This is a genomic window from Streptomyces sp. NPDC020747, from assembly GCF_044334695.1.
Lineage (GTDB): Bacteria > Actinomycetota > Actinomycetes > Streptomycetales > Streptomycetaceae > Streptomyces.
The window spans coordinates 340,577-364,518 of sequence record NZ_JBIRTJ010000005.1 but is presented as its reverse complement, the minus strand read 5'-3'; the positions used below and the strand labels follow the sequence as shown (position 1 = coordinate 364,518).

The window sequence follows — 23,942 nt, the reverse complement described above, 5'->3', positions numbered from 1 at the left end:
CCTTATTCTTCCCTGCCCGACCCAAGGAATAGCCTCAGCTCGGTCATTCCGGTTGACCATTCAGAGATGCGATTCCCGTCATCGTCGATCGTGCAGCGCGGACGCATGAAATGCCAGGGTTCTTCGGCGTCAAATCTGCTGTCCAGCTCGTCCAGAAATACGACCGAGTTTTGCACGTAGACATCTTCTCCGCTGCGATAGAGCGGCCAGCAGAATACGAAGTTGCTGTTTTCCGGGTCGGTGATTGAGGAGATCAGACACGAGATTGCAGCCTCATCGTCTGCGAGCACTTGCAATGCACGCTTCCAACTCCGGCGATAGTCGCTCACGCTCCAGAAGCTCAGATCCATGCGGAACGTTTCCGCAAACTCCCCGACCGTGATCCTGCCCACCGCCTCGGAGGACGCACCCTGCACATCCTCCGAGGCGGCACTATCGACCACCTCAATCGCGAAGCCGTTACTCCTTGAGGTAGTTGAGATCTGGGTCATAGGTACCAATCCGTTGCCCTCTGCGGTTGAACATCTTCCAACCGCCCGTCACATTGTGGCCGTCAACATCGGGCGTGATGTAGTTCTTGCCATTGGAGAAAACCACCTGCCCGTGCGAGTCGAAGGGGGCTTTTTGTGCGGGAATTCTGGTCCTGTATCCAAGACCACCAGCCCTGTCGCCGACGCTTCCAGCGTAGAGTTCCCTATTCTGCGCACTCCGACCAGCAACCGAATCCGGATGGTACGGATCTCCCTTAAGCGCCGGAGATGACGTATACCCCTCGGGAAGGTCGCAATTACTATTGTGAACAAGGACCGGAGTAGCCCCCGCCAGCACATAGTACGTGTGCAGGCCCTCAATGGTGAGGTTGTAGGTGCGTGCGCGCTGTTCGTACTGGCGGGTGGCGGTGACCTTGACTGTGCGCCCGTTGTCCGTGCGCAGAGTCATGCCGGGCTTGAGCTTTCCGGCTTCGATCCACTCGTGTTCGGAGACGGACCAGAAGGGGTGCTCGTGCGTGGCGGTCAGGTGCTCCCGGCCGTCCGGTGTCGAGATGGTGAGGTCGGTGAACTGCTTGTCGTCGTCCGTGACGATGGTCGCGGTGACTTCACGTTCACTGGTCTTGCCGGTTTCCGGGTCAGTGGCGAGCACCTTGTCGCCGAGTTCGATGTCCTCGATGTTCTTGGTGCTGCCGTCGGCCATGAGGACGCCTGTGCCGGCAAGGAAGCACTTGCATCCAGGCACTCCATCGGCAGCCTTCTCGGTCTTCTTGACGAGTTTGAGTGCCTTGAGGAGCTTGAACCACGGCAGGTCCGCTGCCGTGCTGGCGCAGTCCTCCGACAGCCCGGGATTGCTGCCGCATTCCTTCCAGGCGTCGGTGTCAGGGAGGACGGCGTCCTTCCACGCCCTGCCGTTCTCCTTGAGACCGCACTTGACGTCGAAGAAGCTGCACTCGCTCTTCCACAGCTGGTTCCAGCCGCACTTGACGTCGAAGAATCCGCAGTTGCCCGACTCCTTCGCGCTGGCCGTTGTTACATGGCTGACGCCGCGGCTGTTCCCCCCGGCGCTCTGGACGTATCCGCCACTGGTTGTACCGCCGTTGCCGCCGCCCCGCTTCGACGAGACGATGCTCTTGTAGGTGTTGTACGCCTTGACGACGGCTTTGACGACCTTGACGATCTTGGCAATCGCGCAGAAGTAGCAGAGGCCGCTGGGGTCCGAGAAGGTGACCGGACTGTTGTTGCTGTAGGCGTAGCCGTTGATCTGCTGGGGATCGTTGAGGTCCATCACCGGGTCGACGGAGATGAACCGGCCGATGGTGGCGTCGTATTCGCGGGCCCCGAGGTGGGTCAGGCCGGTGGCGGCCGTGTCGTCGGTGCCGCCGACGTATCCCTTGGTGCCGGGCCAGGTGCCGGTGCTGTCACCGCGTTCTCCGCCGAACGGCAGTGTGCGGCGCTGGGACAGGCCCAAGTCGCCGATCTTGATGGCGAGTTGGCCGGTACCCAGGTGGTCGGCGACGGTGATGGAGATGCTGCCGTCATCGGACTGCACGGCCTGGCTGCCGCTGCCCAGGCCGATGTAGCGGGTGGCCTTGGCCTTGGTGGCTCCCTTGGCCAGGACAAGTTCGCCCTGGTCGAGGTAGAGGGTGGTGGAGTCCGGGCCGCGGGCGATCAGGCGGCTGCCGTCGGTGTCGTAGACGTACGAGGTGACCTCGTCGGCCTTGCCCTCGACGGGCTGGGTGACCTTGGCGAGGTGGCCTTCGGCGTCCCATTCCAGCTTCTGGGTGTCGCCGCCGATCACACGGTCGGTGGTGTTGCCGGTGTCGTCGTAGTCGTAGCTGCTCTTCGAGGTGCCGGAGGGCCCGGACTGGGTGACCTCGCTGAGCGTGTGCGGCTGGCTGGTGCCGGCGGCCGGGTAGGTGTAGGTCCTCTTCGTTTCCTTGGCGGTGTCGCCGGTGAGGTCGTGAAGGGTTTCGGTCTTGCGGTTGCCGACCTTGTCGTAGGTGTAGGAGTGCCAGTACGGCGCCACACCGCCGACCGCGTCGGCCGAGGGGCCGGCGGCACAGGTGGTGTCGCCTTCGGCCCATGCTTCGGTCATACGGCGCAGGTAGTCGTAGCCGAAGCACTGGGTGTCCGTGCCGGCCCGTGACACGTCGGAGACGGACAGGATGTTGCCCGCCTCGTCGTACTGGTAGGTGTTGAGCCGGTCGACTCCGGCGATGTCCTGGCGGTCGACACGGGAGGTGGCCAGGCGCTGGGTGCCCCACTGGTAGGTGTTGGTGACCCAGGACTTCTTCGCTCCGCTCGCGGTGGAGCCGTAGGCGTACTGCAGCGGCTTGCCGGTCAGCGAGTGCGTCGTGTCGGACTGGAACCCGTCGCCCAGCATTGACGCGGGTCGCAGGGCCTCGTCGTAGCCATAGGAGTAGGAGCCGCCCGGCAACGAGCCCGCCGCCGAGTAGGACACGCCCGCGACCAGGCCGGAGGGCTTGTAGCTGGTGCCGGTCTGGTAGGTACCGGCCAGCGCGCCCTCCGAGGCCGGGACCGTGACGGAGGTACGCATCGGTCGGTACAGCGGGTCGTACTGGGTGACCTTGGTGGTGTACTCGTTCGTGCCCACAAACCGGGTGGAGGAGGCCAGTTGGCCCTTCGCCCCGGTGACCGTGTCGTAGGCCCAGGAGGCACGCAGGGGGCCGGAGGCGTTCGTCTCGCGCAGTTCGGTCTGGCGGCCGAGCTGGTCGTAGGCGCGGAACAGGACCGTGTGGCGGGCGTCTTCGGTGGTGGCGAGCCGGTCGCGGTCGTCGTAGGTGCTCTTGGTGACTCCCTTGTCCGGGTCGGTGGCCTTCGTCTGGCGGCCGAGCTGGTCGTACTCGTAGAGCCACTTGTTGCTCGCCGGGTCGGTGACCTCGGAGAGCTTTCCGGACGGCGTGTACTTGTAGCTTGTCGTGTCGAACGCGGCGCTCGCACTGCGTGTGTGGTGCTGGCGCAGTTCGGTCTCGTGGTCGCGGGCGTCGGTCAGAGTGGTCGTCGCCGTGCCGCCCACCGGCGGGATGACCGTGGTGCGGTCGCCGCCGTGGATGGTCTTCGTGGTGGCGAGGACGCTGCCGCCGTCGCCGTTCCCGGCGATCTGCTTCGACTCGGTCTCGCGGCCCAGACCGTCGTAGGCGTGACGGGTCTGGGTCTCGACGCTCAAGGCGTCCGCGGGCTTGAACAGTTCCCGGTTCGGGGCGCCTTCGGCGTAGTAGGAAGAGAAGGTTTTGGCGACCTGGCCGCGTTCGTCGTAGAACGTGTCGGCCAGCAACCGCCCACCGTCGGGTCCTACGCCCTGGGCCTGGCGCTCACGCAGGAGGCCGTCGTACAGGGTGTAGGCCGCGACCTGGCCACCCTCGTTGTTGAGGGTCTGGGTGCGGATGGCGGCGGGCTTGCCCTCTTCGACGAAGTAGTCGAAGTCGTAGGACGGGGTCTGGCTGGTGCTGCGGTTGGCGAGCCAGACCTTGTCGGCGCGGCCGAGCGCGTCGTAGGTGAAGTTCTTGCTCTTGTTGTTGGTGTCCTTCTGGGAGGTCGGCAGGCCTCGCAGCGGGTCGAGGGTGGTGACCGTGGTCTGCGCCGAGGAGGCATCAAGTGCCTTGGCCGGCGGGGTGGTCGTGGTCGTGGTGGTCGGGAACCCGGTGACCGGGCTGTAGACGGTGGTGTTGGTCAGACCGTCGTCGCGCGAGGAGCGGACCGGGGCAGCTCCCTCGGTCGCGGTCACGTCGGCCTTGAGGTCGGTCACCTTCAAGGCACGGCCGTAGCCGTCGTACGTAACGGCCGACTCCAGGTAAGTGGCCTTGGTGCCGTCGTGCTTCTTCAGCGTCGCCGAAGCCGTCTTGTCGCCCGCGGTCGGAGCCGCGCCGTAGGCGCCGCCGTCGTACGCGGTGCGCTCGTCGGAGATGACCATGCCGTCCTTGGAACGGTCCGGCGTGGTCGCACAGTCGACGGCGACGGTCTCCACCCGCGAGGGCAGAGTGAGGATGTTCATGTCGGTGTTGGTGGCGTACGTGGTGCGGGTGCACCGGTCGTCCGCCTTGGTGGACGTGTCGCCCTCGTCGTTGACCTTCGTCACCCGGCCCGCGACGGTGTCGTGCTCCGTCGAGACGGCGGTCGTACGCCAGTTGGCACCGGCGCCGTCGTCCAGGGACGTGTAGGTCTTCGAGCCGGCGGTGCCGGTGAAGTTCGCGGTCACCGTGCCCCAGTCACGAACCTTCTTCGCGGTCTCGTGGTGCCAGGGCCGCTCGACGCTCTTGTTCAGGACCTTGCCGCCGGGACCGGAGTACTGGACCGTCTTGTAGGTGAATCCGGCCGCCGACGCGTGGTCGGTGATCGGGTCTCCTTCGCCCGCGCCGAGGGTGACGGAGACGGACTTGGTGCCGCCGGAGGTGTCCTTGCGGTCGCCGTTCATGCCGCGCAGGAAGTAGGAGTCGGCTTGCGACTTCATGGCCTCCTCACCGCCCTGGCCGCCGGTCCTGACCCGGACGTGGCCGTAGCCGCGCCACTGCGACCAGGTCTTGTACTTCTCCTTGGTGAGGCCGTCATCGTCGTCGTAGTGCCAGGCCGCGTCGCCCAGGTACTCGTACGCGGTCACCGCGTCCGGGGCGCCGCCGGTGCGGTCCGTGGCGGTCACCGAGGTGACGACGTACTTGTTGAACCAGTGCCGTTCGGGATCCTCGGTGTCCGAGCCGCCCAGCATCTGCGGGAAGCAGCGCGTCGTGTTCGACTGCGGGGTGGGCAGCGAGGAGGCGTTGCACGCTTCGCCCGAGTAGTTGACGTCGGTCTGGCCGCCGTACTCGTCCGCGATCGTGGAAAGGCGGGCCTTGATGAACGGGGCGTAGCCGTCGCCCGTCCTGTCCAGCCGGTTGGCCAGTTGCGTGTACGCGAAGGTGGTTTTCGGCAGCGTGATCTCGGGTGTGGCGGTGTGGCCGGTGCGCTGGATGGAGTCCAGCAGCAGCTGGTAGTCGACGTCCGCCTGGCCCCAGCGGTGGGACAGCTTCCAGGAGTCGACCTTGCCGTACGCCCCGTCCTTGAGGACCTGGGTGCTGATGCCGGTCAGCCGCTTACGCGTCCAGAACGACGGTGCGAGGCGGCCGTTGTCGCATTCACTGGCCTCGTCGCAGTTCAGGTCCCACGGCGTGTCGTACCAGTGGAACGAGTCCTTGGAGATCGACGAGCAGTCCGTGCTCGCGTTGGGGATGCACCGCTCGGAGCTGGCGAAGTCGACCTTGGCCAGCGCCTTCGTATCGTACATCGAGGACGACTTCAGGCCGTACTCGACGCGGTCGAGGTAACCGCCGCGGGTGTAGCGGGTGTCGTCGGACGCCTTGAGGTTGCGCCCGTAGGAGTTGTCCTCCTTGGCGTAGTAGTACGCCATCGCGTTGCCGTGCGTGTCGACGGCGTAGTCGAGGTTCCACCGCCATGCCTGTCGGCACCACGAGTCGGCGAACGAGGAGGCGTGGCACGGCTCGCCGGAGTCATCGCCGTAAACCGGCATGTTCCAGGTCGAGTCGGTCGTCTCCTTGCCATCGGCCCAGCCGGGCAGGCGGTTGTAGCCGAAGTAGTAGCGGTTGCCCTGCGGGTCGGTGAGGCGCCAGTACTCGCCGTCAGCGTCGCCGTTGCCACGGTCGGTGGACTTCAGGCGGGCGATGCGGGAGCCGTCGTCCTGCTGGAACTTGAACTCGTCGTCCTTGCCGGTCGGGACGAGCTCACCGCCCTTGCCGTTGAAGGTGATGGAGGCGTTGTCGTAGCCCCAGCACAGGTCGCCGGGCTTGTTGACGCCGTCCTCGGCCTTCTGCCCGTCGTCCGCGCACGGCTTGTAGCGGCGCTCGATGAAACCGGGCGACAGCTCGAAGCCGTCACCGACCCAGGAGGACTGGTTGTTGGTGTTGCCGGTGCGGCCGTCGATGCTCCCCGAGGAGTACGACAAGCCCAGCTTGGGCGCCATCTCACCGGGTACCTCGGGCACCGGGATGTCGTACGACCAGCCGAAGTCACCGGTGTTGAGGTCCGTGGTCCAGGCTGCCGAGGGGGACAGGGGCGTGGCCTTGTAGTCACCGGACTTGGCGTCGTCACCGGCGACCGCGGCCAGCACGGTCGGTGCACCCGCATCGAGCGAAACCGACCGGGCCGTCAGAGTCTTCTTCTCGGTGTCGTTGTCCGTCGCGACCGGCGTCGCGGTACGGCACGTGGCCTTGTCCGGCGTCGTCAGCGCACAGGCGGGCAGTTCGACCAGGGTCAGACGCCCGCCGTAGCCACCGCCGTACGCCTCGGCGAAGTCCGCGTAGTCCACGCTCGTACCAACCGTGCCCGCGTCCTTGGCGGACCGGGGCTCAAGGGTGAACAGCAGCCCGTCGACACCGGCCTTCTTCGCGGCCTTCTGCGACAGGACGCGGGTGGTGACCTTGCCATCGAGCGGCTTCTTGGCCTGCTTCGTCGACGGGGTGTTGAGCCGGAGCGGGAGTCCCTCGGCCCGAACCGGGCTGCTCGCCTTGGAAGTCGGTTCGGCGAGCGTGACCACCGCGGCGTCTGCCTCGGGCCAGGTGGCCTTCGGAGCCTTCTGCGGAGTCCGCGGACCCTTTTGGACCCTGCGCGGCTCCGCATTGGCGAGGCTCTTGCCCGCGACGGGCTTGTCGGGGTCGGTGACCCCGGGGCGGCCCTTGCCTGCAGCGTCGGCAGCCGGCGCGAAGGCGACCGCCTGAATCAGCGTGGCCACCATGACTGTTGAAACACCTAGCGCGATCCTGCGCCGCAGTAGTTTCACGGGGCGGCGTGGCCGTCTTATTCCGTGCATTTATGGATCTTTCCTCTTGGAAGGGTATGCGCGGCCACGACGTCGGGCACGCGCGGTTCTTGGGACGGGAACGGGGCGCTGGGCCATAGCCCAGCGCCCCGCATCAAGGCGGTCAGCCGCCCGGAACCTCAGTGGGTACGTCGAACCAGCTGATCGCCAGCTTTTCGACCTGGGCATCGCTCAGCGCGCCCTGGAAGGTCCACACGTCGTCGACCAGACCGGGGAAGTAGTGGCCCGCCCGGCTGCCGGTGCCCTCGCGGCCCACCTGCAACGAGGCGGCCTTGAAGGACAGAGCATTCTCCGCCCACGGCACCAGGTCGGCGCAGGTCGAGCTGTCGCTCTCCCCGTCACCGTCGGCGTCGGTGCAGGCCACTTCCGCCAGACCGCCGTTGACGTACAGGCGTGCTTCCTTGGCGAAGCCGTCGTAGACCAGGGCCAGGTGGTTCCATTCACGGGCGTCGTAGAACTCGCCGTTGTTGACCTCGGCCAGAGTGGCGCCGCTGCTGTCGCTGTTGGCCACCGTCAACTGCCAACGCCCCGGGTTCGCCTCGGGATCGGTGGCATCGGGCACGTAACGCACCGCGAACGCACTCTGGTTGCCGCCTTCTGCGCTCGTCAGGGCGACCGCACCGTCGGGCATGGCCGCGGCCTGCGCCCACGCGGTGAGCGTAAAGCTGCCCGAGGTGTCGACCGGCACCCGATCCGCGCTGGCGTAACCGGTGGTGCCGTTCAACTCCATCGCACCGAAGTCGATGAAGCCCATGTCCGACTTGGTCGCACCGCCGTTGAGGGTCAGCTTGTTACCGGTGCCCGCCGCGTCCGCAGTAGTCACCGGGCTGGTGCCGGAGGTCTCCTCGAACATCCACCGGCCGGTCACCAACGGCCGCTGCTGGAACATCTGCTGGATCTCCTCGGCCGACACCGACCGGTCCAGCAGGCGTACGTCGTCGATCGTGCCGGGGAAGTAAGCGTCCATGACACCGCTGTAGTTGCTGCCTCCGATGTACATCGACTGGTCCGCGTAGAACGCTCCGGCCAGCTTTGTCGACCCGGCCCTAACGCCGTTGACGTACAGGGTGAGCGTGTCCGCCACCGGGTCATGGACACCCACCAGGTGCACCCATTCCCCAGCGCGCGCCGTCACACCATCGGCCTGCATGGCCCGCACCGGCGTGGCATCGGCGGCATCCGCCGAGTACTGGTTGAACGCCCAACGGTCGTACGCGGCCGAGTAGTACAGCTCGAAGCCGGGCCGGTCCTTGCCCGCCTGCGCGGCGATCACCGCAGCACCGGTGGGCTTCTTGTCCAGTTTCGCCCACGCCGAGACGGTAAAGGCACGCGAGGTGTTCACATGCGGACCGCTGGTCTGGCCGATCTTCGCGTAGCCGCTGGAGCCGTCGAAGCGTGCGGCCTTGCCCGCGATGCCGTCCACCCCGGTGGTCACCGTGCCGTTGTACTTGACGGGCAGCACCCCGCCGTGTCCGGTGATCTCGGTGGCGTCCGCGGGCTCGTCGAGGTCGAAGACCGCGATCGCCGGGCGGCCCGGGTCACCCACCGTCTGCTTGACGTGCAGCTTGTCGACCTCGTCCTGGGCCAGCGGCTTGTCGAACAACTGGAGCGAGTCGATCGTCCCGGGGAAGAACGACAGAGCCGTCCCAGTGAAGTTCTTGCCACCGACCTGCAGACCCCGGCGGGCCTCCCACGGCGTGCTGTGGACCACCGATTCGGCCAGCTTGCCGTCCACGAACAACTGCAGCAGGTCATTGGTCGAGGAGTACGAGCCGACCAGGTGCGTCCATGTTCCGGCGGTCACCTTGCTGGTGTCGCCCTGGTCTGCGCGGACCAGGCCGCCGGAACCGTCGTCGGACCTGTACTGGTTGAAGGACCAGCCGTAAGTGGTGGAGTAGTACAGCTCGAAGCCGGGGGCGTTGTTGCCGGGCGCCACCGCCACATCGGCGGTCTTGTCCGGGATCCTGTCCAGCTTCACCCATGCCGACACCGCGAACCCGCCACTGGTGTTGACCGCCGGGAGGTCGGTGGCGGCGTAACCGTCTGTGCCGTTGAACTGCACCGCCGTGTCCTGCACGCCGGCCACGCCTGGCGTGACACCGCCGTTCACGGTCAGATTACGGGGCGGAGTCGAGCCCTTGGCCTCGCTCGCCCCGGCAGACTCGTCCAACTGCCAGGTGGCGCGCTCGGGCTGGCCGGACTTCACGCGGTACTGGTAGGTGCGGATCTCGCTGCCGTTGCCGGCCGAGTCAAATGCCTGCGCGGTGAAGAAGTTCACCCCGGGCTTCGCCGGAAGCACCTTCGCGATCTTGGCAGCGCCGCCCGACGTGGTGACCTTGTTCTTCGAGGAGGGGTCGCCGTTGACGCCGTACCAGTACGTCGTCACGTCGCTCTCGGCAGCCTTCATCTCGAACGACCCGTAGCGGCCAACGCCGTCGTACCACGGGTCATCCGGGTTGTCCGGCTCCGAGGCCGGGTACTCGCCCGAGCTGATCGCCGGAGCCTTGGGCACCTTCGTGTCGTACACGAAGTAGCACGCACTCGGATCACCCGCGTACGACCACGGCGAGTACTGCGCCCCGTCGTAGGAGCGGGCGTACCAGTTGACCGTCTTGTTCTCAGGGATCGACGACGGCAGGCTGATCGCGAACGTGGAACCGGACTTCTTGGACGAGGTCTTCGCCGGACTCCACGAGCCGCCGTCCCACTTCGCCTGGAACTGGACCGAAAGGCTGTCGCCGTCGGGGTCGGTGACGTTGTTCGCGTAGATCTTGCCCTGGGTACGGACACGCGCCGCGCTGGAGGGCTTCTTGCAGGTGCCGCCGTACTCCATGGTCAGCTGCGACATCTTGATCTGCGTCGGCGGCCGGTTGTACTTCACCCGCAGGTACGCCTTGTCGGAAAACCGCTTCCAGGCATTGCCGTCGGACTCGCCGGCGGCCCGCAGGCCGAAGGTCATGGTGGAGTCCTTGCTGTTGGCGGCCGACTGCACCGCCGACTTCACGTTGAACTCCGCGTCCTTGGCGCTACAGCCCGAGTAGCCGTACGCGAACGACTTCGACGCCAGCTGCTTGACCCAGAACCCGGACGCGTTCTGCGAATTCCACGTCGTGGACGAGGAGATCCCCTTGGTCTCCCACAACTCCACGCTGCGGTCCGAGCAAGAAGCCGACCAGGTGTTCCGCACCACGAACTCTGCCGACAGGATCGACTTGCCCGCGAACTTCGACACCGGGATGCGGTAGAAGAGCCGCTTGGTGTCGTGCGGCTGGCAGTAGTTCCAGTTGCAGTAGCCCATGCCGGCGTCCGAGTCGCCGTTGAACTTCCACTGGGGTGAGGAAGCCCAGTACTTCGACGCCATCGTCCAGGCCGAAGCCCGAGGGGAGTACCACTGCGGGTCGATGAACACGGGGTACTTGGTGTCCTCGCCCTTCAACACGTCCGTGTCCGGGGTCAGCACCAACTCGTTCTGACCGGACGGCACCTCGACGCCCACCGGCGCGAGCTTCCCTGACTCGCCGGCGCCAGGTTCGCCGTCCGCGCCGTCCGCGCCGTCCGCCGCCAACGACGACTTCAGCGTCTTCACGGCAGCGGTCTCGCCGGAGCTGGAGTCCCACATCATCGGCTTCGGTGCCTCGAACACGGCACCCTTCGCGCCCGCATCGACAGCCTGCAAGCCGCCCTCGGAAGTCTCCTTGACGTCCATGCCGTCGGCGGCGAGCTTGAGCCGCAACTCGGCGAGCTCCGAACTGGCCGCGCCCTCAGCGGACTTCACCACCAGCAGCTGACTGAAGCCGTCCTCCTGTGCCGTCATGCGCAGATCGACATCCGGGAGCACCGACGGGTACGTCGCCACCGCCCCCGACAGCTCCGGCTTCGGCAGCGAGGTCGGCCACGACAGGCTCAACTTCCGCCCCGCGCGCTCCATGCGCACCAGCGGCGCCTTGTCACCGCCGCCGGAGAACTCGACGTTCACCGTCGTCGACCTGGCGGCGACCATCCCCTCCCCGGTCGCCACCAAGTCCGTATCCACGTGCTTCCAGCCGCCGCCTGTACGCGCCCACACCGGACGCAGATACTCGCGGGCCTCCAGATCCCCCTCAGGGGTCGCGAAGACCTCGCTGCTCTCGCCCCGCAGGGCGGTGACCTCCACCGGCTCACCGGACCTCTTGGCCTTCGCCAGGGCATCCGCCTCGGAGTGAACAGTCGTCTCGTCCGCTGCATTTGTGGACGTCGCCGCGGTAGGCACTGCCGCCGATGCCCCATCGACCGGCGCCACAACCCCGACAGCCAGCGCCGCCCCGAGCAAAGCTCCGATGGCTCTGCTTCCGCCCCGAGACCGGAACCACAACCCCGCCATATTCCCCCCACAACATGCTCATAGTTTCCTCGAGTAACCAACGCCACCGGCCTGGATGGAGTCAACGCCGAGAGTCGGACATACTTGCGCCAAGTTCCTGCGATCCGAGTGATGTTGGGCACATCGACAGAAGGTTGTGCGGGTAAATCGATCAATTCCGTAACCGTACGGCGACCGCGAGATCACACCGTGCGCATGTCGCGGGCGCGGGCTCTCACATCTGAGGGCGCGATCCTGCGGCGCGCTCGGCCGTGAACAACTCCCGACGTCGCATCGCCCGGTCGGCGCCCGCGCCTCCCGCGCTCAGCCTGTCATGGGCCCAGGCCGAGAGCGGGAGACATTCCACCCGCAGAGAGTGGGGCGCTTCACACGCTCCGAACGCAGCGCGGCCAAGTTGCGTGCAGCACAGGACGCATCGGTCTGCCTGACCGCCGAACGGGCGCGCACAGGCGAACCGTCACGGGTGATCCGTCACAGGCGAACGGGCGTCAGGCCGCGTGTTCCACGAACCGGGCCGCCGTCTCTGTGAGCACCTCGCGGCCGTCCCTGGCCCACAACCCGTCGTTGAACAGCTCGACTTCGATGGGTCCGGTGTAGCCGGCCGCCTCCACGTACGCCTTCCACTCGCGCATGTCGATCGAGCCGTCGCCGATCTGGCCCCGGCCGTTCAGGACGCCCTCGGGCAACGGGGTTGTCCAGTCGGCGAGTTGGAAGGTGTGGATGCGGTCGCCGGCACCCGCGCGGGCGATCTGCGCGGGCGCCTGGTCGTCCCACCAGATGTGGTACGTGTCGACCGCGACGCCGACCTGGTTCGCGGGGAAGCGTTCCGCGAGGTCGAGGGCCTGGGTGAGGGTCGAGACCACACAGCGGTCCGAGGCGTACATCGGGTGGAGCGGCTCGATGGCCAGCCGGACCCCGTTGGCCGCCGCGTACGGACCCAACTCCCCCAGCGCGTCCGCGATGCGCTCCCTCGCGCCGTGGAGGTCCTTCGAGCCCGCCGGAAGACCTCCCGAGACGAGGACGAGCGTGTCCGTGCCCAGAGTGGCCGCCTCGTCGATGGCGCGGCGGTTGTCGGCCAGGGCCTCGGCGCGCTCGGCCGGGTCGATGGCCGTGAAGAAGCCGCCTCGGCAGAGGGTGGTGACGGCCAGACCCGCGTCGCGGACCAGCTTGGCCGTCTCCTCCAGGCCGTACGTCTCGACCGGCGCACGCCACAGGCCGACGCCGGGGACGCCCAACTCCAGGCAGGTGTCGACCAGTTCGGGCATCGACAGCTGCTTGACCGTCATCTGGTTGATGCTGAAGCGGGAGAGGTCGCCGAGGTGGCTGCTCGTACTGCTCGTGCTCACTGGTTCACTCCGTACAGGGAGAGCAGGTTCTTCATGCGGGCTTCCGCGAGTGCGGGGTCCGGGAACAGGCCCAGGCCGTCGGCGAGTTCGTACGCGCGGGCGAAGTGCGGCAGCGAGCGGGCCGCCTGGAGGCCGCCGACCATCGTGAAGTGCTCCTGGTGGCCCGCGAGCCAGGCCAGGAAGACCACGCCCGTCTTGTAGAAACGGGTCGGGGTCTGGAACAGGTGGCGGGACAACTCGACGGTGGGGTCGAGGAGTTCACGGAAGCCGCCGGTGTTGCCGGTGTCGAGGACCCGTACGGCCTCGGCGGCCAGCGGACCCAGCGGGTCGAAGATGCCGAGCAGGGCGTGGCTGAAGCCCTGGTCGTCGCCCGCGATCAGCTCGGGGTAGTTGAAGTCGTCGCCGGTGTAGCAGCGCACCCCGTCCGGGAGCTTGCGGCGCAGGTCGATCTCGCGCTGGGCGTCGAGGAGGGAGACCTTGATGCCGTCGACCTTGTCGGGGTGGGCGGCGATGACCTCCAGGAAGGTGCTGGTGGCGGCGTCGAGGTCGGTGCTGCCCCAGTAGCCTTCGAGCGCCGGGTCGAACATCGGGCCCAGCCAGTGCAGGATCACCGGCTCGGCGGCCTGGCGGAGCAGGTGGCCGTAGACCTCCAGGTAGTCCTCGGGCCCCTTGGCGATGGCGGCCAGCGCCCGCGAGGCCATGAGGATGGCCCGCGAGCCGGACTCCTCGACGAGGGCCAGCTGCTCCTCGTACGCGGCCCGCACCTCGTCCAGGCTGTACGGGTAGCCGACCTCGGTGACCGGCAACTGGTCCGTGCCGACGCCGCAGGCGATCAGCCCGCCGACCGCCTTCGCCTCGGCCGACGAACGGCGGATCAGCTCGGCCGCGCCCGCCCAGTCGAGCCCCATCCCGCGCTGGGCGGTGTCCATGGCCTCCGCGACGCCGAGCCCGTGGGACCACAGGTGGCGGCGGAAGGCGAGGGTGGCGTCCCAGTCGACGGCGGCCGGGGAGTCGGGGGTGGTGTCGGCGTACGGGTCGGCGACCACGTGGGCCGCCGAGTAGACCGTACGGGAGGTGAAGGGGGAGCCGGTGGTGAGGGGCAGGGGTTCGGTGCGGGGCGTGTAGGCGCGCAACAAGCCGTCCGCGTCGGGTAGTTGGATGTGCCCGTTCGTCACAGTGCGATCTCCGGTACGTCGAAGCGGCGGCCCTCGGCCGAGGACTTCAGGCCCAGTTCGGCGAGCTGGACGCCACGGGCGCCGGCCAGCAGGTCCCAGTGGTAGGGCGCGTCGGCGTAGACGTGCCTGAGGAACAGCTCCCACTGGGCCTTGAAGCCGTTGTCGAACTCGGCGTTGTCGGGGATCTCCTGCCACTGGTCGCGGAAGGAGTAGGTGGCCGGGATGTCGGGGTTCCAGACCGGCTTGGGGGTCGAACTGCGGTGCTGGACACGGCAGTTGCGCAGGCCCGCGACGGCCGAGCCCTCGGTGCCGTCGACCTGGAACTCGACGAGCTCGTCGCGGTTGACGCGGACGGCCCAGGAGGAGTTGATCTGGGCGATGGCTCCGCCTTCGAGCTCGAAGACTCCGTAGGCGGCGTCGTCGGCCGTGGCGTCGTACGGCTTGTCCTGCTCGTCCCAGCGCTGCGGGATGTGTGTGGCGGTCAGGGCCTGTACGGACTTCACACGGCCGAACAGCTCGTGGAGGACGTACTCCCAGTGCGGGAACATGTCGACAACGATGCCACCGCCGTCCTCGGAGCGGTAATTCCAGGACGGGCGCTGGGCCGACTGCCAGTCGCCCTCGAAGACCCAGTAGCCGAACTCTCCGCGGATGGAGAGGATGCGGCCGAAGAAGCCGCCGTCGATGAGCCGCTTCAGCTTGAGCAGGCCCGGGAGGAAGAGCTTGTCCTGGACCACGCCGTGCTTGATGCCGGCGGCGGTGGCCAGCCGGGCCAGTTCCAGGGCGCCGTCCAGGCCCGTCGCGGTCGGCTTCTCGGTGTAGATGTGCTTGCCCGCCGCGATCGCCTTCCTGATCGCCTCCTCGCGGGCCGAGGTGACCTGGGCGTCGAAGTAGATCTCGACGGTCGGGTCGGCGAGGACCGCGTCGACGTCCGTGGAGATGTTCTCCGGGTCCAGGCCGTGCTGCTCCGCGAGTGCCTTCAGGGCGTGCTCGCGGCGGCCGACGAGGACCGGCTCGGGCCACAGCACGGTGCCGTCGCCGAGGTCGAGACCGCCCTGTTCGCGCAGGGCGAGGATCGAGCGGACGAGGTGCTGGCGGTAGCCCATGCGCCCCGTCACACCGTTCATCGCGATGCGCACCGTCTTGCGTGTCACGTCATTCCCTTCGTACGCGTCCCGCGCCGCGTACGCCCCACAGGTGGACCCCGGTACGTCCGGTGCACCCTGGTGAACTGGTGAGCGTCACAGCAAGCGCTTTCTATGTGTAGAGAAGCTAGCCTCTGAGGAGCGGTCTGGACAAGACCGTGACGGGGATGAGTTGTTCGAGGGGGCGAACAACTGGGGGTTTCGGCCATAGGGTCTGCACGGAACCGTGCCGGTGTGCCCGTGCGCCTGTGTGTACAGGGGCATGGCACGCCCCGCGCGTGCGGGGCATGCGGGGCATGCGGGGCATGCGGGGCATGCGGGGGCATTGGAACGCCCGCGTGTGCGGGGCTTGGCACGGAACGGTGTACGAGGACGTACGACGAGATGCGCGACCGGAGGACGACGAAGATGACGGTGACCCTGGCGGACGTGGCGGCCCGCGCGCAGGTCTCGCCCGCGACGGTGTCGCGCGTGCTGAACGGGAACTATCCCGTGGCCGCCTCCACCCGTGAGCGGGTGCTGCGGGCCGTGGACGAGCTGGACTACGTACTGAACGGCCCCGCGAGCGCGCTCGCCGCGGCGACTTCCGACCTGGTCGGGATCCTGGTCAACGACATCGCCGACCCGTTCTTCGGGATCATGGCGGGGGCGATCCAGGGCGAGATCGGGGGGCCGGGGGGCCGGGCCGGCGGGGAGCGGCTCGCCGTTGTGTGCAACACCGGCGGTTCCGCCGAACGGGAGCTCACGTACCTCACGCTGCTCCAGCGGCAGCGGGCCGCGGCGGTCGTGCTGACCGGCGGAGCCGTGGAGAACACCGCGCACGCGGAGGCCGTGGCGACGAAGCTGCGCAAGCTCGCGGCGGCCGGGACGCGGATCGTGCTGTGCGGTCGGCCGCCCGCGCCGGCCGACACCGACGCGGTGGCGCTCACCTTCGACAACCGGGGTGGCGGGCGGCGGCTCACCGAGCATCTGATCGAGCTCGGGCATCTGCGTATGGGGTACATCGCGGGGCCCGAGGAGCGTACGACTACGCGGCATCGGCTGGAGGGGCATCGGGACGCGCTTGCGGCGCACGGCATTCCGGACGAGGCCGCGCGGACTGTGCATGGGCGGTACGACCGGCGGGCCGGGTACGAGGCGACGCTCGAACTGCTGCGTCGGGACCCGGAGTTGACGGCTGTTGTCGCCGCGAATGACACGGTTGCTCTTGGGGCGTGTGCCGCTCTGCGGGACTCTGGGTTGCGGATTCCGGATGACGTGTCCGTTGTGGGGTTCGACGATCTTCCCTTCAGTGTTGACGCGGTGCCTGCGCTGACGACTGTGCGGTTGCCGTTGGCGGAGGCGGGGACGCGGGCCGGGCGGATCGCCATGGGGCGGGAGGAGGCGCCGCCTGGGGGGATCGCCACGATTCGGGGGGAGTTGATGGTGCGGGGGTCTACGGGGGCGCCGAAGAACTCCTGAGGTTGGTGTGTTGCCGTGTTGGGTGCGGGTGCGCTTGGGTGCTGGTTGCGCAGTTCCCCGCGCCCCTAAAGATGCGCCTGCCGTTCGTCGTGGGTCGGGGCCGCGACGGGGCATCCGATCGCAGCTGTGTCATCCCCTGCCTATTGGGTGCCCTCGGGAGGTCGTGCTGCGATCGGAAACCCCGACACGACCCCTTCGTCCGGAGGGCGGCTGCCGCCCGGTGGGGCAACTTGCAGGAGTGCTACGCCGCTTCAGGGGTGCGGGCAACTGTGCGCTCAGCCCATGAGCCCACGGACCCACGAGGAGGCTCGCTTGGGCACCGATCTCGCTTGCGCACCAACCTCAGGCGTCATGTCCTTCAGGGGCGCGGGGAACGGCGCAGTCTTTTAGGGGCGCGGGGAACTGCGCGCTCAGCCCCCGCTCACCCGTAGCCAAGACTCCGCCCTCCTGCGGGACGCTACATCGCGTCCAAGCGAGCCAGTTGCCCCGGGCTGAGGCGGAGCGCTCCGGCCGCGATGTTCTCTTCCAGGTGGGGGAGGCGGGCCGTGCCGGGGATCGGCAGGATGGCTGGTGAGTGGGTGAGGAGCCAGGCGAGGGCCACCTGCGTGGGTGTGGCGTCGAGTTCGGTCGCGACCGCTGCGATCTCGGCCCTGTCCCCCGACGTACCCCACGCCACGGTCCGCCACGGCAGGAACGCGATACCCGCCGCCTCGCAGGCAGCCAACACCGGCTCGTGCTCGCGGTCTAGCAGGTTGTAGCGGTTCTGGACGCTCGCGATGTCCACGGTCTGCCGCGCCTGGTCGAGTTCGTCGACCGTCACCTCGGACAGGCCGATCCGGCCCACCTTGCCCTCGTCCCGGAGGTCCCGCAGCGCGCCCAGTTGGTCGGCGAGCGGTGTCGCCGGGTCGATGCGGTGCAGTTGCAGGAGTTCGATGCGTTCCATACGGAGGCGGCGCAGGGCCTTGTCGACCTGGGTCCGCAGGACCTCCGGGCGGCCGTTCAGCTCCCACTCACCCGAGGCCGCCGACCGTTCGAGGCCGATCTTGGTGGTGACCAACAGCCCGTCCGCGTACGGGTACAGCGCTTCGGCGAGGAGTTCCTCGTTGGCGCCGCCGCCGTACATGTACGCCGTGTCGATCAGTGTCACTCCGAGTTCGACGGCCCGCCGGGCCACCGCGATCGCCGCCTCGCGCGCGTCGGCCGGCTCGGTGGGCAGGTGCATCGCCCCGAAACCGAGCCGCCCCACCTCCAGGTCCCCGCCGATCCGGAACGTACTCGATGTGGTCGTCGTCATATACGAGTCTCCCCCTCGTTCGAACGGCCACGCTAACAGCGCGCGGAGACCGGAAAAACCCGTGCGACCACTGCCCACAGCGGGCATAATCTCTGACTGAGTCAGCTATCCAGTCCGAGGTATGAGCCCCAAGGCAGGTGTCAAAGGCAGGTGCCGGACGTCATGACCATTCAAGAGATCCGTGCTTTCAACCGCTTCTACACGAACCTCATCGGCGCGCTCGACTACAGCCGCCAGCTCCACGCCCCGTACACGCTCACGGAGTCCCGCGTGCTGTACGAACTCGCCCACTCGCCCCGTACGGACGCGGCCGACCTCCGCGGTGAACTCTGTCTGGATTCCGGCTACTTGAGCCGACTGCTCACGAAGTTCGAGAAGGACGGGCTGATCGAGCGGGCACCGTCGGAGAAGGACACCCGGCGGCGCCGGATCACGCTCACGGCCAGCGGGCGGGAGACCGCCGACCTGCTGAACGAGCGCTCGCGGGACGCCGTCGGCTCGCTGCTCTCCACCGTGCCGCCGGAGGACCGGCCGCGGCTCGCCGATGCCATGCGGGACATCCGCGAGATCCTCTCGGACGCGAGCCGGCGGCCGCCGCGTCGGGAGGACGTACTGCTGCGCGAGCCGGGCCCCGGCGACCTCGGCTGGATCGTGCAGCGCAACGCCGCGCTCTACGCCTCCGAGTACGGCTTCAACACCGACTACGAGGGCCTCGTCGCCCGGATCGTCGCCGACTTCGCCGAGGACCACGACCCGCACCTGGAGCGGGTGTGGATCGCGGAGCTCGACGGCCGACCGGTCGGCTGCGTGATGTGTGTACGGGACGAGGCGCCCGGTGCCGCCCGGCTGCGCCTCCTGCTCGTCGAACCGGACGCGCGCGGCCTCGGCATCGGCGATCAACTGGTGGGCGCCTGCGTCGAGTTCGCACGCGGTGTCGGCTACCGGGAGATGGCCCTGTGGACGAACGACGTCCTGTCCGCTGCCCGTCACATCTACCAGCGCCACGGCTTCGTCCTCGTCGACGAGAAGCCGCATCGCTCCTTCGGCACCGACCTCAACGGCCAGGACTGGCGCCTGGACCTGCACAGCGCGGGCTGAGCTGAGGCGCGCGATCCTTTACGGCCTCGGGGGACATCGGTACAGCGGTTGGCGCTGAGAACGATCATGGTCAGCCAGCACACCGGCTGGAGGCCCCGCTGGGGTTCGCGGAAAGATCGCCGGGCGGGCACCGGTGCTGGCTACGGTCCGCTCGTGCCGGTGGAGTTTCTGACTGATGAGCAGGCTGAGGCGTACGGGACGTTCGCCAGTGCTGGAGGACCTGGCCCGCAACCGCGTGAACCTGAACAAGGTGATCACGCACTGGCCGGACACCGGCCTTGGGGACCAACGGAACAGCCATTAGCGCTAAGTACTTGATCTTGTTCCCTGGGCCGCCGAGGTGAGGACGCCCCACCGCATTTCGGCGTTCGGGTGGGGCTGGGACTGGAGCCGATCGCGCAGGTCGATCTCCTCGGCGGTGAGCGGGTCCTCGGCCCGGCGGATACGGGCGGGCTTGGGCCGCAGCGGCAGACTGTCGTCCACTGCGGCGCCTTCGACTTCGGCCGGCGCCCGGTAGAGCGAGGCGACCGAGGGGTTCTTGCCCGCGCTCTTCCCGACCGTGATGGTGAGCTTCTTCGCGATGTCGGGGACGGGGTCGCCTTTGTCCTTCAGCGCGATGGCGAAGGTGAGCATGTCGTCGTCGATGACCTTCGGCCGTCCGCCGTGGTTGCCCTTGGACGCGGCGATGACCTGTCCTTCGAGGGTCTTCTCCCGGATGTAGTTGCGCTCGATCTGCCCTGCGACGGCGAGCACGGCGAAGAACATCGCGCCCATGCCGTCGGGGTCGTAGATCCCGGTGAGCGGCCCGGTGAGGAGTTCGAGAGCGCGGGGCCCTGCTTCCACGCGCGGCCCGGGTGCCGGTCGGCGGGGACGGGGATCTCCAGTTCCTCGCGAAGTGCGGGGACGAGGACGAAGCGGGGGGTGTGGTATTTGGCGGCGGTCTTCCCGCCCCGGGTGCGGCAGGCGCTGCCGGCGGGCGCGTCACATTTCGCGCAGTCGTGACGCTCCCTCTACCGCAATTGCTGCCTGATCGGGCGTGAGATCCATGCGGGAATTCCCTCGGAAGTGCCTCGCACAACGTGCGGGTTTCGAGAGGGCTTTCGCGAGCGGCGACCTGCGGAAACCTGATCACTCAGGAGCCGTTCTCGGAACTCCCACAGATGACCATTTATGAGAGTGACGCTCCGTGAGACCCATGGCCCTGAGTGGCCGGTCGTCGAATTTCCCGGCGGGGAGCGGGAGTCCGTCCGATTCTGCCAATGCTGACTGTCAGTGGTCGCCTGCACACTCTTCGCTGAGTATCGACCATGAGGGGGGCCGATGGCGTTTCAGGCTGTGCACGCGAGTTGGGCTGTGCACGCGAGTTGGGGGACCGTCTTCGCACATCTGCCGGATCTCGGCTGCGGGCAGGCGTGGGGAGCAGGGTGGAAGGTGAAGCCGCCCGCGCCGATCACCTGCGTGGAGTGCCGGCACCCGATGTACGCGAAGACCTCCCGGGCGGGGATGCCAGGTCCCCGGGCAGCGCCGCGTCCGCCCGCCGGACCTCCCTTGGCGACCGTGGCGTGCAGCCGTTCCTCCGCGATTCCGCGGACCTCGGCGACCTCCCGGGCCAGCACGCTCACCCCAGGCAGCAGCACGCGGTTGCGGCGCAGCCAGCCCACCGAATGATCGAACAGGGCCTTCGGCCCCTCGGCGTGCGCCGTCCACGCCCGCCCGTGCAGGAACGACCGGAACTTCCGGCCCTGACCGTGGTCCTCGTACTGGTAGTAGCCGTACGCCTCGCGTATCTCCCACGCGTGCTCGTACGCCGTCATCTGCCGCTCGGTGTACCGCTTGATCTGGGACGCATCCTCGGTCTCCAGCTGCGCGGCCAGGTGCTCCACCACCGGCCACGGCACGGCCGAGGGGTCCTCCAGGAACAGCCCGATGTACCTCACCGTGCACATCTGGAGAGCGAAGCCGAGGCGATTTTGGTCACCACGCCGCTTCGCGATCAGCTTCCGGTCCTCGTCATCGAGGAAGAAGAACCGTTACAGCTCAGGTCTCGTCGGCTCATCCGTGAACGATCCGAACGCGGTGGCCTGCTCATCAGTCAAAAATTCCACGGGCATATCGCGGACGTGACCAGCCGCGGCGAGCGACCGTGGACCTTCCGCCGAACACCCCCGACGAGCCGATCATGTGCGCTAAACGGCCAAGATCAAGTGCTTAGCGCCAATGGCTGTTCCCTTGGTCCCCAAGGCCGGACATGCTGAAGGTCGCCGGTTCCCTGGTCACCAACCAGGTCCGCGCCTACGACCTGCTGCGCGTGTTCGGCCGCGAGGGACGCCCCGCCCCGCTGGGGCGGGCGTTCGCCGAGTGCGGGCGTATCGCCAAGACCGAACACCTGCTCCGCGTGATCGACCCGGTCGACGACACCTACCGCCGCCAGTGAACCGGCAGCTCACCGTGCAGGAGTCCCGCCACAAGCTCGCCCGCGACGTCTGCCACAGCAAGCGCGGCACCATCCACCAGGCGTACCGCGACGGCATGGAGGACCAGCTCGGCGTCCTCGGCCTGGGCACCGGGCCAAGGCGTGCGCGTGCTGGTCGAGCCTCAGACCCCCGCGGCCTCGTCGGCCGGCCGTGTCGCGCCGAACTCGGCGGCGGCGAGGACAGAGTCCAGTCGGGCTCGCGTGGCGGCAAGGTCCCGCATGTGATCGTCGAGGCGGTCCCGCTCCGCGCGAAGCCGGGCGATCATCTCCGGGCCGGCGATACCGGTGTGCACGCACGGCAGGAACTCCACGATCGTCCGGCTGCTCAGCCCGGCAGCGTAGAGGAGCTGGATCCACCGCACTCGCTCGACCGTGTCCGGGGTGTAGAGGCGCTGCCCGCCTGTGCTGCGGCTCGACGCGATGAGCTGCTGCTGCTCGTAGTAGCGCAGCGCCCGCGTGCTCACTCCCGCGGCCGATGCCACCTCGCCGATTCGCATCCCGTCGCTCCCTCTGCTCCGCATGCCGCTGGGTCCCGGTTGCTGTCGGGCCGTCCCGGGGTTCGTCACCCGACTTGCCTTTGACGTTAACGTCAACTTTTACACTCCGGTAGCCGGCCATCAGCACCGGCGGAACCGACCATGACGGAGTAGGACCTCATGAGCACTGACGACACGACACCCGACGGCCTCATCCCTGCCGCCATCCTCGCCTCGGACACGCCAGTCGCGGTATATGGATACGCCCGGGCCAAGGCGGGCGGGGAGGGCCGGATGCTGGGCGAGATCCAGGCGATCATCGGCCTCACCCGGAAGGAGGACGGATGCGAGCAGTACGTGGTGCACACCACGCCGGACCAGCCGGGCGCCTTCGCCTTCTACGAGCGCTGGTCCTCCGGCGCCCACCTGCTGGCGCACGTTTCGCAGCCGTTCATGCAGACGTACTTCGCCGCCATCGCGGACCTGGTCGAGGGGGAACTGGAGGCCCACTGGCTGCACCCCCTCTCCTGACCCACGGCACACGGCCGGCCCCGCGCCACGCGGGGCCGGCCGCATCCGGATCGCCGTCCGCGATGGCGCGGCACGCGGGCAGAGGTATGGCTGCTGGCCGGTCCACGCTGCGGGCCGCCTGTCGGCAGAGGATCGTTTGACGACAGGCAGCCGACGCGTCCAATGAACCCCTGCAATCCGGGGGTTCGCGGCGGCGCGAATCCAATCAGATCCGATGCTGATCGATGACAGGGTTTGACGACAGACAGGGTCCGTTCCTCCGTACGGAAGGGGTCCTCGGTGACGAACCTGGTCTACAAGCGGGTCTCGACCGATCAGCAGTCGACCGTCCGGCAGGACCTCGTCCTGGACGAGACAGGCATCGAGGACCCGGTCGTCTTCGAGGAGGCCCCGGGTACCTCCAGCCGCCTCCATCCCCTCCAGCGCTCGAAGTTCCGCGAACTGCTCACCTACGCGCGGGCGGGCGACACCGTGCACATCTCCGAGATGTTCCGCCTCGTGCGCGGCACGGGGCACATCCTCGACGTGCTCGACGTCCTCCACCGCGACCGCCTCGCGCTGCGCATCCACGACGGCGCGTTCTCCGCGATGGACCTCACCGCCCGCCACGCGCGCACCGGCGAGCTGCTGTCCACCGTGAAGTTCATGGTGCAGACCCTCGCCGCCGCCGGCGACCTCCAACGCGACCTCCAGCGCGAGCTGACCTACGACGGGCTGCGGGCCGCCGAGGCCAAGGGCAGCAAGGGCGGACGCCGCCCCGCTGTGGCGGGAGACAAGACCGGCGCCGTCCGCACTGCGTACCTGGAGAACCGCTCCATCGCCGCGCTCGCCCACGACCACGGCGTCAGCCGCGGCGCGATCCGCACAGCCGTCGCCGACCTTCTACCCGACCACACCGCCGTCGAGAAGGACGCGCCCGCCCCGGAGCTGCCGGTCACCCTCGACATGCCCGGCGAGGTCGCCGACTTCCTCCACGCGGCCGACCTGGAACCCGCCGAGCGGGCCGCGCTCGACCAGGGGGTCACCGTACGGCGCGGCCAGGGCTACACCCTGCGCGTCAGCACCACCCCGGCCGTCCACCGCCAGCTCCTCGCCCGCTGCCGGCCGCTCGACGGCGACCAGGGCCTCCCCGCAGTCCCGGCCCAGCGCGAGGCCCGCCGCGAGTACGAGAACCGGGTCAGCGCACTCACGCCCTGGCCATGATCGTTCTCAGCGCCAACCGCTGTACCGATGTTCCCCGAGGCCGCTTCAGGGGCGCGAGGAACGGCG

General features: G+C 68.1%; 14 protein-coding genes and 2 pseudogenes. 6 read left to right on the top strand and 10 right to left on the bottom strand.

Features of this window, described 5'->3' with window-relative positions:
* Positions 1-2 precede the first annotated feature (2 nt).
* The 6 genes from ACH4YP_RS16765 to ACH4YP_RS16740 all read right to left on the bottom strand — a co-directional run bounded on the left by ACH4YP_RS16765 (position 3) and on the right by ACH4YP_RS16740 (position 15,349).
* Positions 3-491 (bottom strand): hypothetical protein, encoded by a 489-nt coding sequence (locus ACH4YP_RS16765; RefSeq protein WP_398490991.1) that lies wholly within the window; start codon positions 489-491, stop codon positions 3-5.
* A complete protein-coding gene (locus ACH4YP_RS16760; RefSeq protein ID WP_398490990.1) occupies positions 460-7,230 on the bottom strand; it encodes a polymorphic toxin-type HINT domain-containing protein in 6,771 nt (2,256 codons plus the stop codon). Before ACH4YP_RS16760 ends, ACH4YP_RS16765 begins: the two co-directional genes overlap by 32 nt.
* 187 nt (positions 7,231-7,417) lie before the next feature.
* Positions 7,418-11,674: a LamG-like jellyroll fold domain-containing protein gene (locus tag ACH4YP_RS16755; RefSeq protein WP_398490989.1), complete on the bottom strand. Its 4,257-nt coding sequence runs from the start codon at positions 11,672-11,674 to the stop codon at positions 7,418-7,420.
* Positions 11,675-12,162: 488 nt separating this feature from the next.
* Positions 12,163-12,960, bottom strand: coding sequence for a sugar phosphate isomerase/epimerase family protein (locus ACH4YP_RS16750; protein WP_398491079.1), 798 nt, complete (start codon positions 12,958-12,960; stop codon positions 12,163-12,165).
* A gap of 56 nt (positions 12,961-13,016) precedes the next feature.
* A complete protein-coding gene (locus ACH4YP_RS16745; protein WP_398490988.1) occupies positions 13,017-14,195 on the bottom strand; it encodes a dihydrodipicolinate synthase family protein in 1,179 nt (392 codons plus the stop codon).
* Positions 14,192-15,349 (bottom strand): Gfo/Idh/MocA family oxidoreductase, encoded by a 1,158-nt coding sequence (locus ACH4YP_RS16740; RefSeq protein WP_361059082.1) that lies wholly within the window; start codon positions 15,347-15,349, stop codon positions 14,192-14,194. Before ACH4YP_RS16740 ends, ACH4YP_RS16745 begins: the two co-directional genes overlap by 4 nt.
* A 399-nt stretch (positions 15,350-15,748) precedes the next feature.
* On the opposite strand from ACH4YP_RS16740, the gene ACH4YP_RS16735 reads away from it, so the two are divergent.
* Positions 15,749-16,801, top strand: coding sequence for a LacI family DNA-binding transcriptional regulator (locus ACH4YP_RS16735; protein ID WP_361059080.1), 1,053 nt, complete (start codon positions 15,749-15,751; stop codon positions 16,799-16,801).
* Positions 16,802-17,258: 457 nt separating this feature from the next.
* On the opposite strand, the gene ACH4YP_RS16730 is transcribed toward ACH4YP_RS16735, so the two are convergent.
* Positions 17,259-18,095, bottom strand: a complete 837-nt coding sequence (locus ACH4YP_RS16730) for an aldo/keto reductase (protein ID WP_398490987.1) — start codon at positions 18,093-18,095, stop codon at positions 17,259-17,261.
* Between the two features lie 162 nt (positions 18,096-18,257).
* Here ACH4YP_RS16730 and ACH4YP_RS16725 point away from each other — a divergent pair, with 162 nt between their 5' ends.
* Together ACH4YP_RS16725 and ACH4YP_RS16720 are read left to right on the top strand one after the other, a co-directional pair.
* Positions 18,258-19,193 carry a GNAT family N-acetyltransferase gene (locus ACH4YP_RS16725; protein ID WP_398490986.1) on the top strand — a complete coding sequence of 312 codons (936 nt, stop codon included), beginning with the start codon at positions 18,258-18,260 and terminating at the stop codon, positions 19,191-19,193.
* A 175-nt stretch (positions 19,194-19,368) separates the two neighbouring features.
* Positions 19,369-19,497: a hypothetical protein gene (locus tag ACH4YP_RS16720; RefSeq protein ID WP_398491083.1), complete on the top strand. Its 129-nt coding sequence runs from the start codon at positions 19,369-19,371 to the stop codon at positions 19,495-19,497.
* A gap of 2 nt (positions 19,498-19,499) precedes the next feature.
* On the opposite strand, the gene ACH4YP_RS16715 is transcribed toward ACH4YP_RS16720, so the two are convergent.
* Together ACH4YP_RS16715 and ACH4YP_RS16710 are read right to left on the bottom strand one after the other, a co-directional pair.
* Complete coding sequence (locus ACH4YP_RS16715) at positions 19,500-20,036, bottom strand: hypothetical protein (RefSeq protein WP_361059072.1); 537 nt, start codon at positions 20,034-20,036, stop codon at positions 19,500-19,502.
* 658 nt (positions 20,037-20,694) lie between these two features.
* Positions 20,695-21,304: pseudogene (locus tag ACH4YP_RS16710) on the bottom strand (DUF4158 domain-containing protein); the annotation flags it as partial.
* A 134-nt stretch (positions 21,305-21,438) separates the two neighbouring features.
* Here ACH4YP_RS16710 and ACH4YP_RS16705 point away from each other — a divergent pair.
* Positions 21,439-21,752: pseudogene (locus ACH4YP_RS16705) on the top strand (Tn3 family transposase); the annotation flags it as partial.
* Between the two features lie 36 nt (positions 21,753-21,788).
* Here ACH4YP_RS16705 and ACH4YP_RS16700 read toward each other — a convergent pair.
* Positions 21,789-22,163, bottom strand: a complete 375-nt coding sequence (locus tag ACH4YP_RS16700) for a MerR family transcriptional regulator (protein WP_361073346.1) — start codon at positions 22,161-22,163, stop codon at positions 21,789-21,791.
* Positions 22,164-22,322: 159 nt separating this feature from the next.
* Here ACH4YP_RS16700 and ACH4YP_RS16695 point away from each other — a divergent pair, with 159 nt between their 5' ends.
* Positions 22,323-22,673: a putative quinol monooxygenase gene (locus tag ACH4YP_RS16695; RefSeq protein ID WP_398490985.1), complete on the top strand. Its 351-nt coding sequence runs from the start codon at positions 22,323-22,325 to the stop codon at positions 22,671-22,673.
* A gap of 279 nt (positions 22,674-22,952) precedes the next feature.
* Positions 22,953-23,876 (top strand): recombinase family protein, encoded by a 924-nt coding sequence (locus ACH4YP_RS16690; RefSeq protein ID WP_398490984.1) that lies wholly within the window; start codon positions 22,953-22,955, stop codon positions 23,874-23,876.
* Positions 23,877-23,942 lie beyond the last annotated feature (66 nt).

Excerpts from the sequence above, each read along its gene's own strand:
- ACH4YP_RS16725 (WP_398490986.1), top strand. The coding sequence starts at position 18,258 with ATGACCATTCAAGAGATCCGTGCTTTCAACCGCTTCTACACGAACCTC.
- ACH4YP_RS16730 (WP_398490987.1), bottom strand. The coding sequence starts at position 18,095 with ATGACGACGACCACATCGAGTACGTTCCGGATCGGCGGGGACCTGGAG.
- ACH4YP_RS16765 (WP_398490991.1), bottom strand. The coding sequence starts at position 491 with ATGACCCAGATCTCAACTACCTCAAGGAGTAACGGCTTCGCGATTGAG.
- ACH4YP_RS16750 (WP_398491079.1), bottom strand. The coding sequence starts at position 12,960 with ATGACGGTCAAGCAGCTGTCGATGCCCGAACTGGTCGACACCTGCCTG.
- ACH4YP_RS16700 (WP_361073346.1), bottom strand. The coding sequence starts at position 22,163 with ATGCGAATCGGCGAGGTGGCATCGGCCGCGGGAGTGAGCACGCGGGCG.
- ACH4YP_RS16755 (WP_398490989.1), bottom strand. The coding sequence starts at position 11,674 with ATGGCGGGGTTGTGGTTCCGGTCTCGGGGCGGAAGCAGAGCCATCGGA.
- ACH4YP_RS16695 (WP_398490985.1), top strand. The coding sequence starts at position 22,323 with ATGAGCACTGACGACACGACACCCGACGGCCTCATCCCTGCCGCCATC.
- ACH4YP_RS16720 (WP_398491083.1), top strand. The coding sequence starts at position 19,369 with ATGAGCAGGCTGAGGCGTACGGGACGTTCGCCAGTGCTGGAGGACCTG.
- ACH4YP_RS16735 (WP_361059080.1), top strand. The coding sequence starts at position 15,749 with ATGACGGTGACCCTGGCGGACGTGGCGGCCCGCGCGCAGGTCTCGCCC.
- ACH4YP_RS16760 (WP_398490990.1), bottom strand. The coding sequence starts at position 7,230 with ATGGTGGCCACGCTGATTCAGGCGGTCGCCTTCGCGCCGGCTGCCGAC.